Origin of the sequence: Thermomonas sp., assembly GCF_041905325.1 — a bacterium.
GTDB lineage: Bacteria > Pseudomonadota > Gammaproteobacteria > Xanthomonadales > Xanthomonadaceae > Thermomonas.
Map to the genome: position 1 here is coordinate 33,488 of NZ_JAYRLK010000006.1, position 14,075 is coordinate 47,562.

13 protein-coding genes and 1 other RNA gene are annotated in these 14,075 nt (G+C 68.6%); 11 read left to right on the top strand and 3 right to left on the bottom strand.

The window, feature by feature from the left end; translation table 11 throughout:
• The first annotated feature begins 4 nt into the window (after positions 1–4).
• From hemW to pepQ, 4 genes are all read left to right on the top strand, one after another.
• Positions 5–1,156 (top strand): radical SAM family heme chaperone HemW, encoded by a 1,152-nt coding sequence (gene hemW, locus ACE3OK_RS08185; RefSeq protein WP_374249049.1) that lies wholly within the window; start codon positions 5–7, stop codon positions 1,154–1,156.
• A 134-nt stretch (positions 1,157–1,290) separates the two neighbouring features.
• Positions 1,291–3,633: a DUF1631 family protein gene (locus tag ACE3OK_RS08190; protein ID WP_374249050.1), complete on the top strand. Its 2,343-nt coding sequence runs from the start codon at positions 1,291–1,293 to the stop codon at positions 3,631–3,633.
• Positions 3,623–3,964: a PilZ domain-containing protein gene (locus tag ACE3OK_RS08195; protein ID WP_374249051.1), complete on the top strand. Its 342-nt coding sequence runs from the start codon at positions 3,623–3,625 to the stop codon at positions 3,962–3,964. Before ACE3OK_RS08190 ends, ACE3OK_RS08195 begins: the two co-directional genes overlap by 11 nt.
• 76 nt (positions 3,965–4,040) lie before the next feature.
• Positions 4,041–5,357, top strand: coding sequence for a Xaa-Pro dipeptidase (pepQ, locus tag ACE3OK_RS08200; RefSeq protein ID WP_374249052.1), 1,317 nt, complete (start codon positions 4,041–4,043; stop codon positions 5,355–5,357).
• Between the two features lie 71 nt (positions 5,358–5,428).
• Here pepQ and ACE3OK_RS08205 read toward each other — a convergent pair whose 3' ends face one another.
• Positions 5,429–6,751, bottom strand: a complete 1,323-nt coding sequence (locus tag ACE3OK_RS08205; RefSeq protein ID WP_374249053.1) for an aminopeptidase P N-terminal domain-containing protein — start codon at positions 6,749–6,751, stop codon at positions 5,429–5,431.
• Positions 6,752–6,757: 6 nt separating this feature from the next.
• Positions 6,758–7,297, bottom strand: a complete 540-nt coding sequence (locus ACE3OK_RS08210; RefSeq protein ID WP_374249054.1) for a UPF0149 family protein — start codon at positions 7,295–7,297, stop codon at positions 6,758–6,760.
• A gap of 88 nt (positions 7,298–7,385) precedes the next feature.
• Here ACE3OK_RS08210 and ACE3OK_RS08215 point away from each other — a divergent pair, with 88 nt between their 5' ends.
• The 7 genes from ACE3OK_RS08215 to rpiA all read left to right on the top strand — a co-directional run bounded on the left by ACE3OK_RS08215 (position 7,386) and on the right by rpiA (position 12,223).
• Complete coding sequence (locus ACE3OK_RS08215; RefSeq protein WP_374249055.1) at positions 7,386–9,695, top strand: putative bifunctional diguanylate cyclase/phosphodiesterase; 2,310 nt, start codon at positions 7,386–7,388, stop codon at positions 9,693–9,695.
• Positions 9,696–9,704: 9 nt separating this feature from the next.
• Positions 9,705–9,926 carry a TIGR02449 family protein gene (locus ACE3OK_RS08220; RefSeq protein WP_374249056.1) on the top strand — a complete coding sequence of 74 codons (222 nt, stop codon included), beginning with the start codon at positions 9,705–9,707 and terminating at the stop codon, positions 9,924–9,926.
• Entirely contained in the window at positions 9,923–10,213 is a 291-nt protein-coding gene (locus ACE3OK_RS08225; RefSeq protein WP_374249057.1) for a cell division protein ZapA, read from the top strand. Before ACE3OK_RS08220 ends, ACE3OK_RS08225 begins: the two co-directional genes overlap by 4 nt.
• 61 nt (positions 10,214–10,274) lie before the next feature.
• Positions 10,275–10,457: non-coding RNA, 6S RNA (gene ssrS, locus ACE3OK_RS08230), on the top strand.
• Positions 10,458–10,486: 29 nt separating this feature from the next.
• Positions 10,487–11,104: a 5-formyltetrahydrofolate cyclo-ligase gene (locus ACE3OK_RS08235; protein ID WP_374249058.1), complete on the top strand. Its 618-nt coding sequence runs from the start codon at positions 10,487–10,489 to the stop codon at positions 11,102–11,104.
• Entirely contained in the window at positions 11,101–11,571 is a 471-nt protein-coding gene (locus ACE3OK_RS08240; RefSeq protein WP_374249059.1) for an EVE domain-containing protein, read from the top strand. The genes ACE3OK_RS08235 and ACE3OK_RS08240 overlap by 4 nt, the downstream gene beginning before the upstream one ends.
• 4 nt (positions 11,572–11,575) lie before the next feature.
• Positions 11,576–12,223, top strand: coding sequence for a ribose-5-phosphate isomerase RpiA (rpiA, locus tag ACE3OK_RS08245; RefSeq protein ID WP_374249060.1), 648 nt, complete (start codon positions 11,576–11,578; stop codon positions 12,221–12,223).
• A gap of 9 nt (positions 12,224–12,232) precedes the next feature.
• Here rpiA and ilvD read toward each other — a convergent pair whose 3' ends face one another.
• Positions 12,233–14,074 (bottom strand): dihydroxy-acid dehydratase, encoded by a 1,842-nt coding sequence (gene ilvD, locus ACE3OK_RS08250; protein WP_374249061.1) that lies wholly within the window; start codon positions 14,072–14,074, stop codon positions 12,233–12,235.
• Position 14,075: the final 1 nt, after the last annotated feature.

Genomic DNA, 14,075 nt, shown 5'->3' on the forward strand with positions numbered 1-14,075 from the left:
GCCGATGCTCGCCACCCCACCCCTCGCTCTTTACGTCCACCTGCCCTGGTGCGTGCGCAAATGCCCGTATTGCGATTTCAATTCGCACCAACTGCGCGACGACGCCTCGTTCGATGCCTATGTCGATGCGCTGCTGAAAGACCTGGATGCCGACCTGCCGCTGGTCTGGGGTCGCGTCGTTCACAGCGTGTTCTTCGGCGGCGGCACCCCGTCGCTGTTCCCGCCGGATGCCATCGACCGCTTCCTGCAGCAGGCCAGCGCGCGGCTGCGCATCGCGCCGGATGCCGAAATCACCCTGGAAACCAACCCCGGCACGGTGGAACACGGGCCGTTCCCCGGCTACCGCGCCGCCGGGGTCAACCGGCTCAGCTTCGGCGTGCAGAGCTTCGACGACGGCTGCCTGCAACGGCTCGGCCGCATCCATTCCAGCCAGGACGCCACGCGCGCGGTGAAGTTCGCGCAGGATGCCGGCTTCGACAACTTCAACCTGGATTTGATGTACGCGCTGCCGCAGCAGACGCTGGCGATGGCACAGGATGACGTTGCCCGCGCCATCGCGCTGGCCCCCACCCATCTCAGCCATTACCAGCTGACGTTGGAGCCCAATACCCGCTTCGCCGCGCGTCCGCCGGAGGGGCTGCCGGACATCGACGCCGCCTGGGACATGCAGGAAGCCTGCCAGGCGCAGCTGGCGACTGCCGGATTCGCCCAGTACGAAGTCAGCGCCTACGCCCGCGAGGGCCGACAATGCCGGCACAACCTCAACTACTGGAAGTTCGGCGACTACCTCGGCATTGGTGCCGGTGCCCACGGCAAGCTCACGCTGGGCGCGCAGCAGCAGGTGCTGCGGCGCTGGAAGCTGCGGCACCCGGATCGCTACATCGAGAAGGCCGGCACGCCCGAGGCCATCGGCGGCGATGAGTATCTGGCGGCCAACCGGCTGCCCTTCGACTTCATGCTCAATGCCCTGCGCCTGAACGAAGGCGTGCCGCTGGCGCTGTTCGAAGCCCGCACCGGGCTTGCGGTGGAGGCCATCGCCACCCCGCTGGCGCAGGCGCGGCAGCGCGGCTGGCTGGAAGACACCCCCGGCTGGCTGCGCCCCACCGAACTGGGCCGGCGCTTCACCAATGACGTGATCGGGCTGTTCCTGGACTGAAAGGTTCCCGTCGGCAACCTTCCACCTGAACCAATCCCGCCGTCCGTCACGAGATGGATTGAGGCCCCGGCGGTTCCCGCTTACCATGCGGTAGTTCTTGGCTGCGTCGGGGGGCGCATACCACGGTGGCATCGATGTTCCACACGGCAGGCAGCAAGACGCAAACGCTGGCGGACACCTCGCTGCCCCGGCGTGCGCGGCATGCGCTGGAGCGCCTGCTGGTGGATCTCCATGCCGAGATGGGCCAGCAGATCCCGCAACTGCTGCAGGAAACCGAACTGGCACTGGCCCGCGCCACCCCCAGCAGCGACGCCAAGCTGGAAAACGACCGGCTGGCCTCGATGCGCAGCCTCGGCGGTGGCGGGCAGGCCTTCACCCGGCGCTTCATGGCCGGCCTTGAAGCCTCGCTGGCCAACCTGCAAACGGCACGGCGCAAGCACGACGCCCCGGACGCACCGCCGGTGCTGACCCTGAGCCTGCTGGACGACGACGTGGTCAGCGACGAGGCCACGCTGGCGAACATCGCCAACCGGGTGGAATCCCGCAACAGTCTCGGGTTGCAGCTGCTGGGGCAACGCTTCGGCGTGCTGGCCGGCGCCCCGGCCTTCGAGAGCGAAACCCTGCCGCTGGGCCCGCTTGCGCTTTGCAATGCGCTGGCGGACGCTGCCGATGGCATGCAGTTGTCGCGCTATGCGCGGATGCAGCTGTTCCAGCAGTTCGAGCGGGCCATGGCGGAATTTTATCCGCCGCTGCTCGACACCCTGAACATGCGCCTGGCCGAAGACGGCATCCTGCCGTACCTGAGCTACGTGCCCGTGCGCGTGCGCCCCGGATCGGCAGCCCCGGCAGCCATCCTTGCCCGCCAGGCCGCCGAGGAGAACACCGGCAGCGGCGCACCGGCCACGCCTGCAGGCCAGGCCCCAAGCCATGGCACCGGGCAGACTTCCGGCCATGCCGCCGCGCACACGCCCACCGCCGGCGCTGCGCCCGCGGGCGGCGGCGAGGCAGGTGGCGGCATCGCCCGGGCGTTCGGGCAGACGCTGAAGCAACTGTTGCCCAAGACCAAGCCGGCGGTGCCGGGGTTTGCCGCCCTGCAAACGCTGTTGCAGCGCCGCCGGGTACTGCTGGCGAAACTGCGCCCGGGCGACAGCGACGCACGCGTGCGCGAGCCCCTGCAACACAACGAGGTGCTGGATGCGTTGCAGCGCATGCGCAACAACGCCACCAAGGCCAATACCCTGGGCGATTACCGGCAGATCCTGCTGGCCCAGGCCCGGCAACTGCATGGCCACGGCGTGGCGCTGTCCGACATCGACAACGACAGCTTCGACCTGCTGACCCTGTTTTTCGCCCAATTGCAGCGCGTCCTGCGCAAATCCAGCCCGGGGCAAGTGCTGGTGGAGCGCCTGCGCCTGCCGCTGGCGCAGCTGGCGCTGCGCGACCAACGCTTTTTCACCGATGCCAGCCACCCGGCGCGGCAGTTGCTGGGGGCGGTCTCGCTGGCGGGCGCGCAATGGCTGGCCGAAGACGACCTCGACAACCAATGGCTGGGGTTGCTGCAGCGCGCGGTGACGTCGGTGCAGCAAGACAGCGACGGCGCACTGGACACCTTCGTCGAGGCCAACCAGACCCTGCAATCGGGTCTGCAGGCGTTGGCCCGCAAGGCCGAAATGGCCGAACGCCGGCAGGTGGAAGCCGCCCGCGGGCGCGAGAAACTGGCGGTGGCCCGGCAGCAGGCGCGCGCCAAAGTCGACGGGCTGTTGCAGGGCCGCAGCCTGCCGCGGTTCCATGCGATCCTGGTGGAACATGCCTGGATGGACGTGCTGTCGCTCACCCATCTGCGCGGCGGCGAACACTCCGACGGCTGGCAACAATTGCTGGACGCCACCCGACGCATCCTCGACGCCTGCACCAGCGATTCGCCGGACATCGCCGACATGGCGTTCTTCGAGCAGGTGCGCGGCGCGCTGGAACAGGTGGGCTACCACGCCGACGATGCCGGCGCGATCGCGCGGCAACTGACCAATGGCCCCAGCGGCCAGGGCGACATGGCTTCGCGCACCGAACTGCTGGTGCAACTGCGTGCCCGTGCCCGCCTGGGAGAAGGCAGCGGCGTCACCGACACCGATGCGTTCACCCCCCTGAGTCCGGAAGAACGGCTGGCCGGGGAAGAACTGCGCACCCTCAAGCTGCCGGTCTGGGTGGAACTGGACGATGCCGGCAGCCACCCCCTGCGCCGCCGCCTGGCCTGGGTGAGCCGGCACACCCCGCAGGTATTGCTGGTGAACCGGCGCGGGTTGCGGGTGGGCAGCGAGGATCTTGATGCCTTGACCCGGTTGCTGACCACCGGCGGCCTGCGCCTGCTGGCGCAGGACACCACCCCGGCGGATGACGCATGGGACGCCACCCTGGACAACCTGCAACACATCACCCCGGCAGACGCCTTCGACGCGCAGGAGGACGATCATGGGGATTGAATCCCGTCGCCAGCCGCGGCGCGCGGTTCCCGGCATGGTGGAGGTCGTCGACAGCATCCTCGAGGAAGCCGTGGGTTACGTGGGCAATGTCTCGGTGGGCGGCATGCTGCTGATCGCTAATCGCAACCTGCCCGACAACGCCCTGTTCCAGTTCCGCTTCCAACTGCCCGACGGCCTGCCCGGCGCGCAACCGCTGGAAGTGGGCGCGCACGTGCTGTGGCAAGACAAGGCCGGCGCGCCCGGGCAATCCTGGGTGGGCCTGCGCTTCCTTGGGCTGTCGCCCGAGGCCACCCGTCGCCTGCGCAACTGGGCCGAACAGCCGGACGCCTGACCCTGCCCAACGGCACCTGCAACCGGCATCGCCCTGGGCCACAATCGGCAACATCCCCCTACCTGTCGCCAGCGCCATGTCCAACGCCCTGACCGCATCGCTGTACCCCCGACACCTCGAAACCCTGCTGGCGCGCGCCGCCGAAGCCCTGCGCCGCAGCGGCCACGACCACCTGCTGATTCCCTCGGGCACCCTGCACTACCAGGCCTTCGATGATCGCGACTACCCCTATGCGGTGAACCCGCACTTCAAGGCCTGGCTGCCACTGACCCGCGCGCCGGGCAGCTGGCTGCTCATCACCCCGGGCCAGCGGCCGAAGCTGCTGTTCCTGCAACCGCACGACTATTGGCACGTGGTGCCGGCAACGCCCGCCGACTACTGGGTGGAGCATGTCGACATCGAAGTGATCCGCACCGCCGATGAAGCCGTGCGCCACCTGCCCGGCATGGCGGGCTGCGCGATCCTCGGCGAACCGCAAAGCGCGCTGGGTGGCTACCTGCCGAACAATCCCGAGCCGGCGCTGCAATACCTGGACTACCACCGCGCGTTCAAGACGCCCTATGAAATCGAGCTGATGCGGCAGGCCAACCGCATCGGCGCGCGCGCGCACCGCGCCGCCGAACGCGCCTTCCGCGCCGGTGCCAGCGAATTCGGCATCCACCTGGCCTATTGCCAGGCCGCCGGACAAGATGCCAATGACCTGCCCTACGGCAACATCGTCGCCTTGAACGAACACGGTGCGGTGCTGCACTACACCGACCGCGACCGCCTGCCGCCGAAGCCCTCGCGCAGCTTCCTGATCGACGCCGGTGCCAGCTTCGGCGGCTACGCCAGCGACATCACCCGCACCTATTCGGCGCAGGACGATGAGTTCGCAGCGATGATCCGCGCCGTCGACGCCGCGCAGCTCGCGCTGTGCGACCTGGTGCGGGCCGGCACCGACTACGCGCGGATCCATCTGCAGGCGCACCTGCTGCTGTCCGGCGTGCTGCGCGAGTTCGGCGTGCTCAAGGTCACGCCGGAGGCCGCCCTTGCCAGCGGCGTCTCCAGCGCATTCTTCCCGCACGGCATCGGCCACGGCATCGGCCTGCAGGTGCACGACGTGGCCGGCTTCGCCGCCACCGACGCCGGCGGCAGCATCGCCAAGCCCGATGGCCACCCTTATCTGCGCCTGACACGCACGCTGGAACCCGGCATGGTGGTGACCATCGAGCCGGGGATCTACTTCATCGACATGCTGCTGGACGAACTGAAAGCGAAGGGCCAGGGCGATGCGGTGGATTGGGACCGCGTGGAGGCGTTCAAGCCCTACGGCGGCATCCGCATCGAGGACGACGTGGTGTGCACCGACGCCGAACCGATCAACCTGACCCGCGAGGCGTTTGCAGGGTAAACCCGGGCAACAGCCCCTCCGCCGCTTCCCTCCCTGTTGCGCAAGGGAGGGAGCGACGCCGTTGCGCCCACTCAGCCGGCCATCAACCCCTCGACCTCGTCCGCGCTGCGTTCCAGCGCGCCGGTCAGCACGCGGTGGCCGTCGCGGGTGATGAGCACGTCGTCTTCGATGCGGATGCCGATGCCGCGCCACTTCGACGCCACCGAAGCGTCGTCGGCGGGGATGTAGAGGCCGGGCTCGAGGGTGAACACCATCCCCGGCTCCAACAGCCGCGAGGCCCCGTCGATGCGGTACTCGCCGACATCGTGCACGTCCAGCCCCAGCCAGTGCCCGGTCTTGTGGCGGGTATAACGCTTGTGCGCGCCGCCGGCGATCAGCGCCTGCGCGTCCCCGCGCAAAATCCCCAGCGACAGCAAGCCGTCCACCAGCGTGGCCACCGCCGCATCATGGCCCGCCTCGTAAGGCAGCCCCGGCCGCGCCTGCGCCAAGGCGGCGGCCTGTGCGGCGCAGACCAGGTCGTGCAGCGCCCGCTGCGCCTTGTTGAAGTGCCCATCGACCGGAAAACTGCGGGTGATGTCGGCCGCATAGCCGCGATATTCGGCGCCGGCATCGATCAACACCAACTCGCCGGCGCGCAACGGCGCGTCGTTTTCGATGTAGTGCAGCACGCAGGCATTGACGCCGCCCCCCACGATGCTGGCATAGGCCGGCTGCGCACCGTGCCTGCGAAACACGTATTCCAGCTCCGCCTGCAATGCATATTCATGCATGCCCGGGCGCACCGCCCGCATCGCCGCGCGGTGCGCTTCGACGCTGATGTCGGCGGCGCGCTGCAGGTGCCTGATTTCATCCGCGGTCTTGAACAGCCGCATTTCGTCGAGCAGATGCCCCAGCTCGAGGAACTCCTGCGGCGGCTGCGCGCCATGGCGCGCCTGCGCGCGCACGCGGTTGATCCAGCCGATCAGCTTGAGGTCGAACTCGGCATCGCGGCCGAGGTGGTAATGCACTTGCCGCCGCCCTTCCAGCAAGCCGGGCAGGATGTCGTCGATGTCGTCGATGGGATAGGCATCGTCCAGCCCCAGCACGTCGATCGCACCTTGCGTGCCAAGCCGCGGGCCGTCCCAGCCCTCGCGCTCGGGGTCGCGCTCGCGGCAGAACAGGATCGCCTCGCCGTGCTTGCGCCCCGGCACCAGCACCAACACTGCGTCAGGCTCTTCGCAGCCGGTGAGATACAGGACATCGGAATCCTGGCGGTACGGGTAATGGGTGTCGTGGCTGCGCACGCGCACGGGGGCCGCCGGCAGGATCAGGATGGCGCCATCACCGGCCGCCTGCATCAACTGGCGGCGGCGACGCGCCAGAGCCTTGCGTTCGCCGGAAGCAAGTGCGGGCATGGCCGGTCAGTGCAGCCGCTGGCGCTGCCGTGCCCCCAGCACGCAGTCGGCGTGCAGCAGCAGCACCGCCATCCGCAGGTATTCCTCGATTTCGGCCAACGACTCCTCGTCGTCGTCCTCTTCGGTATCCAGTTGCGCGCCGGCCAGGTTGGCCAGATCGCCCAAGGCCTCCTGCCCTTCTTCGGACAACGGCCGCTGCCCCACCGCCAACCCGAACCCGCCAAGGAAAGCGCGGCACCAGGCAAACAGGGCTTCCGCGCGCGGCTTGGTGCCGGCGTCTTCGGGCAGCAGCAACTCGAAGCCGAACCCCGGGTCCGCCAATTGGGCCGCACTGGCACACCGCAAGCGGTCGAGCGCATCGCCGGCCTTGGGTGCCGGCAGGCCGGGATCGGCCAGCACCAGCGCCGGCCAGCCGGTGGCATCGGCACCACCGCCCGAAAGCCAGCCGCACAGTGCGCCATGCAATTCCGCCGGCGTGCTGGCCAGCTGCATACGGTCGGCGACCTGGGCCACCTCGATCCAATCCGGCAATTCGTTGGAAGCCACGCACACCCCTCGCCACTCGATCCCGCGAGTGTAACAACCACGGCCTGCGGCTTGTTGCATCCGCACCCCGGAGCCTACACTCGGCACCATGGCGCGCCATCACTCTTCCGGCAACCGGGCCCTGGGCGGCAGCATGCTGCTGGCCCCGCTGCCGGCGCTGGCCGCCGATCTCGGCACACCGGGAGACCACTGGCTGGTCCTGCTGCTGGCGCTGCTGGTGCTGCTGCTGGCATGGCTGGCCATCGCCAGCCACCAGCGTCGCGTGCGCGACCAGCAAGCCCACCTCAAGGCACTGCGTGAACACGACCAACGGTTGCGACTGTCACTGTGGGCTTCCAACGAACTGTATTGGCAGTACGACCTGCGCCGCCGCGAGCTGGAAAGAACCCAAGTCTCCCCGGACAAGACCAACGACCTCGTCGCCCATTTCGGCCTGGACCACGGCCCGCAGATCCATCCGGAAGACCTGCCACGGACGCTGGCGCAGCTGCGCGCCTACCTGCACGGCAAATCACCGATTTTCCGCTCCGAGCACCGCATGCGCGGCGACGACGGGCAGTGGCAATGGGTGCGCGTGCGCGGCCGCGCGGTGGGCCACGATGCCAATGGCCGGGTCACCCGCATCGCCGGTACCGCACGCAACATCGATGCCCTGCGCGAACTGGAAAGCCAGCGCCAGATCGCCGGGGAAGTGCTGCGCAACATGGCCGAGTCGGTGGTGGTGCTGGACGCTGATTTCCATTTCGTCGCGGTCAACCCCGCCTTCAGCCAGATGAGCGGCTACGACGGGGATGAGGTGATCGGCAGGGATGCCGCCCTGCTCAACGGCAGCCGCCATCCGGCGGAATTCCACCAGCAGGCCCGCCAGCAGATCCTGGCGCGCAGCAGCTGGACCGGCGAAATGTGGCAACGGCGCAAGGACGGGCGGGAGTTCCTGTGCGCGATGCAATGCAACGCGATCGAAGACCCGGGCACCCAGCAGCGCCTGTACGTGCTGGTCACCAGCGACATCACCGAGCGCCGGCGGATCGAGCAGGAACTGCGCTATCTGGCCAACTTCGACCCGCTGACCAACCTGCCCAACCGCACCCTGCTGGCCGAACGCCTGTCGCATGCCATCGTGCAGGCGCGCCGGCACGGCCGCCGCCTGGCACTGCTGTTCCTCGATCTCGACAATTTCAAGGACATCAACGACTCGCTGGGCCACGCCACCGGCGACCGCGTGCTGCGGGCCACCGCACAGCGCCTGCAGGACGTGGCCGGGACGGCGTGCACGGTGGCCCGCATCAGCGGTGACGAGTTCGCGATCCTGCTGGAAAATCTCGGCGACCCGGCCGAAGCGGATGCCTTGGCGCGCGCCATCCTCGATGCCTTCGATGCCCCGCTGGCGCTGGACGACCGCCGCGACTTCACCATCTCGCCGTCGATCGGCATCAGCCTGTTCCCCGAGCACGCCCTGGTCCCCACCGACCTGCTCAAGCACGCGGATACCGCGATGTACCGCGCCAAGGGCACCGGCAAGCACGCCTTCATGCGCTACGCCCCGGAGATGGAAGGCGACATCCGCCGCCGCGCCGGGATGGTGGCCGGCCTGCGGCGCGCGGTGGAACGCGGCGAGCTGCGGCTGGTGTTCCAGCCGCAACTGGCACTGGCCGACAACCGCTTTGCCGCGGTCGAGGCATTGTTGCGCTGGGACAGTCCCGAATTCGGCGAAGTGCCGCCCCAGCAATTCATCCCGCTGGCCGAGGACAGCGGCAGCATCGTGGCGATCGGCCACTGGGTGTTGGCACAGGCCTGCCGCACGCTGGCCAGTTGGCGCAGCGCCGGCCTCGACCCGCGCCTGGCGATGTCGGTCAACGTATCCGCAGTGCAATTGCTGCGTGGCGAGCTTTCGCACAGCGTGGCCGGCATCCTCGCCGACACCGCCCTGCCAAGCACGGCGCTGGAGCTGGAGCTGACCGAAAGCGTGCTGATGGCCAATGCCGCGCTGGCCAGCGAACGCCTGCAGGCCTTCCGCGACCACGGCGTGTCGATCGCGGTGGACGACTTCGGCACCGGCTACTCCTCGCTTGCCTACCTGCACCGCCTGCCGATCACCACCCTGAAGATCGACAAGGCCTTCATCGACGGCCTCGCCACCCCCGGCGACCAGGAAGACACCACCATCACCACCACGGTGATCGCGATGGCACGCACACTGGGTCTGCGCACCGTGGCCGAGGGCGTGGAAACCGCCGCCCAGCTGGATTTCCTGCGCCGCCACGCCTGCGACATCGCGCAGGGCTACTGGATCGCACGACCGATGGGGGCCGACGCCTGCCTGCGCTTCCTGCTGGACGCCCAGGATCGCGCCGGGCCAGCCCCGCTGCAGCTTGACCACGGTGCCCTGCCTGCCTAAGGTGGGCGGATGGACAACCGCGACCTGCATGGCGAATTGCACAAGCTGCTGGCGCGGGTGGATCTGCTGGCCGGCCGCATGCAACGCCTGCATGAGGAAAACCGCAGCCTGCGCCAGCAAGTCGAGCAAATGGCCGGTGAGCGCGTGCAATTGCTGACCAAGCAGGAACAGGCGCGCAGCCGCGTCGAGGCGATGATCAGCCGGCTCAAATCGCTGGAGCAGCACACATGAGCGAACCGGTCACCGTCCGCATCCTCGATCGCGAATACACCGTCGGCGTGGGCGATGCCGAACGCGACAGCCTGACTGCTGCGGCACGCATGCTGGATACCCGCATGCGCGAAGTGCGCGGCGGCAACAAGCTGGTGGCCCCCGACCGCCTGGCCGTGCTCACCGCCCTGAACCTGGCCCACGAACTGTTGCAGCAACAACACCCGCCTGCCACGCGCGGCGGCGACCCGTTCACGCTGCTGGACGAAGCCAACCGCAAGCTGGAAGCCTTGCTGGCACTGGGCTGAACCACCCGTCAGGAACCTGCACGCACCTGCGCATCCGCGCCGCGAACGGCTATACTGCGCGCGTCCTCTGCTGTGTGCGACGGCGTGCGCAACATTCGCCTTGTCCCTTAATGACGACCACGGGGACGCACTGGTTGCCGGGAGTGCAAGTCCGCCCCGAGCGGGAAGCCCGATGGCCACCACGCGTTCCCACTTGAACCCCGGGTTCAAGGTCGTTTCGCATGCATCGCCACAGCGGAGACATTTCCTTCCCGCCGCCCGAGCCCGCCGCGCGTGAGCCCGCACAACGACCGCGCCGCGTTGCGCAAGTCACTGCGCAAGTCACTGCGCGAGTACCGCCGCAACCTCCCGCCGCAGCATCGCATCGCCGCCGCCAACACGCTGGCCGATCGACTGCTGGCACTGCCGTTCCTGCCCGGCTCGGGATACGTTGCCGGTTACTGGGCGATGGATGGCGAAATCGGCCTGCACGCGCTGCAACTGCGGCTGCCTGCATCGCTGGTGTACTGCCTGCCGCTGCTGCATGAAGACGGCAGCCTGCGGTTCGCACCGTGGCGCAGCGGCGACCCGCTGGTCACCAACCGCTACGGCATTCCCGAACCGGACGTCACCCCCGCCGGCGCCTTGCGCGCCGAGGACATGGCGGTGCTGGTCATGCCGCTGGTCGGCTTCGACGCCGACTGCCACCGGCTGGGCATGGGCGGCGGCTGGTACGACCGCAGCCTCGCCTTCCGCCACGACCGCCCCGCTCCGCCGTGGCTGGTCGGCGCGGCGTTCGCGGCGCAGCGGGTGGACGCACTGCCGCGCGCGGCCTGGGACGTGCGGCTGGATGCGGTCTGCTGCGAAGACGCCACCTTCCTCGCCCACCCCGCCGGACAGGAGTCCGCATGAGCACGCGCAAGCGCTACTGGATGATGAAGTCGGAGCCCGACGCGTTCTCCATCGACGATCTCGAACGGGCCGGTACCGAACCGTGGAACGGCGTACGCAACTATCAAGCCCGCAACTTCATGCGCGATGGCATGCGGGTGGGGGATGGCGTGCTGTTCTATCACTCCAACTGCAAGATACCGGGCATCGTCGGCGTGGCCCGCGTGGCCAGCCATGCGTATCCGGACGACACCCAGTTCGACCCCACCTCGCACTATTTCGACCCCAAGGCCACCCGCGAAACGCCGCGCTGGTTCCTGGTGGATGTCGCCTTCGAACGCAAGCTCGGGCGTTGCATCGCGCTCGAGGAAATCCGCCGGCACGTCGATGCCCTCGGCGAAGGCTTTCCCCTCACCGCGCGTGGCAGCCGGCTGTCGGTGTTCCCGGTCACCCACGCGCAATGGCATCTGCTGCTCTCACTGGAATGACGCAATGAGTGACATGAAGAAACTGGCCGCCGAAAAGGCCATCGACTATCTCGAAGACGGCATGATCGTCGGCGTCGGCACCGGCTCCACCGTGGCCTATTTCATCGATGCGCTGGCGGCGTGGAAGGACCGCATCCAGGGCGCGGTGTCCAGCTCCGAGCAGAGCACCGCGCGGCTGAAGTCGCATGGCATCGAGGTGATCGACCTCAACGCCGCCGGCACCTTGTCGCTGTATGTCGACGGCGCCGACGAATGCGACCCGCGCAAGCACCTGATCAAGGGCGGCGGCGCGGCGCTGACCCGCGAGAAGATCATCGCCGAGGCCAGCGAGCGCTTCATTTGCATCATCGACCCCTCCAAGCAGGTGGACGTGCTGGGCAAGTTCCCGCTGCCGGTGGAAGTGATCCCGATGGCGCGCAGCCTGGTGGCCCGCGAAATCCTGCGCATGACCGGCGGCCAGCCGGTGTGGCGCGACGGCGTCACCACCGACAACGGCAACATCATCCTCGACGTGCACAACCTGGCCATCGTCGATCCGGTGGCGATGGAGCGTGAACTCAACCAGATCCCCGGCGTGGTCGCCGTGGGCCTGTTCGCGCGCCGCCCGGCCGACGTGGTGATCGTCGGCAGGCAGCCGCCGCAGGTGCTCTGACGCCGCGCGTCAGGTGCCTTCCAGCAGCGCGCGGTCGCGCACCGCGCCCCTGTCTGCGCTGGTCGCCAGCAGGGCGTAGGCCTTCAGTGCCACGCTGACCTTGCGGGCGCGCGGCTGCGCGGGCTTCCAGCCCCGCGCGGCCTGCACGGCACGGCGGGCGGCAAGCTCCTCGTCCGCAACAAGCAGTTCGATGCCGCGGGCGGGAATATCGATGCGGATGCGATCGCCATCGTGGACCAGTGCGATCGCCCCGCCCGCCGCCGCTTCCGGCGAGACGTGGCCGATCGACAGGCCCGAGGTGCCGCCGGAGAAACGCCCGTCGGTGAGCAGCGCGCAGGCTTTCCCGAGGCCTTTCGATTTGAGGTAGCTGGTCGGGTACAGCATTTCCTGCATGCCCGGCCCGCCCTTCGGGCCCTCGTAGCGGATCACCACCACGTCGCCGGCCTGCACCTCGTCACCAAGGATGGCGGCCACCGCCGCGTCCTGGCTCTCGTAGACGCGCGCGCGGCCCTCGAACACGTGGATGGACTCGTCCACGCCTGCGGTCTTGACCACGCAGCCATCGGCCGCGAGGTTGCCGTACAGCACGGCGAGGCCACCTTCCTGCGAATACGCATGCGCCAAGTCGCGGATGCAGCCTTCGCTGCGATCCGCATCCAGCGTCGGCCAGCGGGTGGACTGGCTGAAGGCGACCTGGGTCGGGATGCCGGCCGGGCCGGCCCGGTAGAACGTGCGCACCGCTTCGTCATCGACAGAGGCGATGTCCCACTTCGCGATCGCCTCGCCCAGCGACTTCGCGTGCACGGTCGGCACGCCCGTGTGCAGCAAGCCGCCGCGTGCCAGTTCGCCGAGGATCGCCATGATCCCGCCGGCGCGATGCACGTCCTCGACGTGGTACTTCGGTGAGTTCGGCGCCACCTTGCACAGCTGCGGAATGCGCCGCGACAACCGGTCGATGTCGCGCAGGTCGAAGGCGACCTCCGCTTCCTGCGCCGCGGCGAGCAGGTGCAGGATGGTGTTGGTGGAGCCGCCCATCGCGATGTCCAGCGCCATCGCGTTCTCGAACGCTTCGAAGGTGGCGATGCCGCGCGGCAGCGCGCTGGCGTCCCCGCCGCCGTACCAGCGATGGCACAACTCGACGATCAGCCGGCCGGCGCGCTTGAACAGCGCCTCGCGGTCGGCGTGGGTGGCCAGCGTGGTGCCGTTGCCGGGCAGCGACAGGCCCAGTGCCTCGGTCAGGCAGTTCATCGAATTGGCGGTGAACATGCCGCTGCACGAGCCGCAGGTCGGGCAGGCGCTGCGCTCCACCGCCGCCACCTGTTCGTCGCTCACCGCCGCATCGGCCGCCATCACCATCGCGTCGACCAGATCGAGTTTTTGATCCGCCAGCGCGGTCTTGCCGGCTTCCATCGGCCCGCCGGACACGAACACCGTGGGGATGTCCAGCCGCAGCGCGGCCATCAGCATGCCGGGGGTGATCTTGTCGCAGTTGCTGATGCACACCAGCGCGTCGGCGCAGTGCGCGTTCGCCATGTATTCGACCGAATCGGCGATCACTTCGCGCGAGGGCAGCGAATACAGCATGCCGTCGTGTCCCATCGCGATGCCGTCATCCACGGCGATCGTGTTGAACTCCTTGGCGACGCCGCCGGCGAGCTCGACTTCGCGCGCGACCAGTTGGCCGAGATCCTTCAGGTGCACGTGGCCGGGCACGAACTGGGTGAAGGAATTGGCGATCGCGATGATCGGCTTGTGGAAGTCGGCATCGACCATGCCGGTGGCGCGCCACAGCGCGCGCGCGCCGGCCATGTTGCGACCGTGGGTGGAAGTCCTGGAACGGTAGTCGGGCATC

Coding starts and splice junctions, on each gene's coding strand:
- hemW (WP_374249049.1), top strand. CDS start 5: ATGCTCGCCACCCCACCCCTCGCTCTTTACGTCCACCTGCCCTGGTGC.
- ACE3OK_RS08225 (WP_374249057.1), top strand. CDS start 9,923: ATGAGCGAACCGGTCACCGTCCGCATCCTCGATCGCGAATACACCGTC.
- rpiA (WP_374249060.1), top strand. CDS start 11,576: ATGAGTGACATGAAGAAACTGGCCGCCGAAAAGGCCATCGACTATCTC.
- pepQ (WP_374249052.1), top strand. CDS start 4,041: ATGTCCAACGCCCTGACCGCATCGCTGTACCCCCGACACCTCGAAACC.
- ACE3OK_RS08215 (WP_374249055.1), top strand. CDS start 7,386: ATGGCGCGCCATCACTCTTCCGGCAACCGGGCCCTGGGCGGCAGCATG.
- ACE3OK_RS08240 (WP_374249059.1), top strand. CDS start 11,101: ATGAGCACGCGCAAGCGCTACTGGATGATGAAGTCGGAGCCCGACGCG.
- ACE3OK_RS08190 (WP_374249050.1), top strand. CDS start 1,291: ATGTTCCACACGGCAGGCAGCAAGACGCAAACGCTGGCGGACACCTCG.
- ilvD (WP_374249061.1), bottom strand. CDS start 14,074: ATGCCCGACTACCGTTCCAGGACTTCCACCCACGGTCGCAACATGGCC.
- ACE3OK_RS08220 (WP_374249056.1), top strand. CDS start 9,705: ATGGACAACCGCGACCTGCATGGCGAATTGCACAAGCTGCTGGCGCGG.
- ACE3OK_RS08205 (WP_374249053.1), bottom strand. CDS start 6,751: ATGCCCGCACTTGCTTCCGGCGAACGCAAGGCTCTGGCGCGTCGCCGC.
- ACE3OK_RS08195 (WP_374249051.1), top strand. CDS start 3,623: ATGGGGATTGAATCCCGTCGCCAGCCGCGGCGCGCGGTTCCCGGCATG.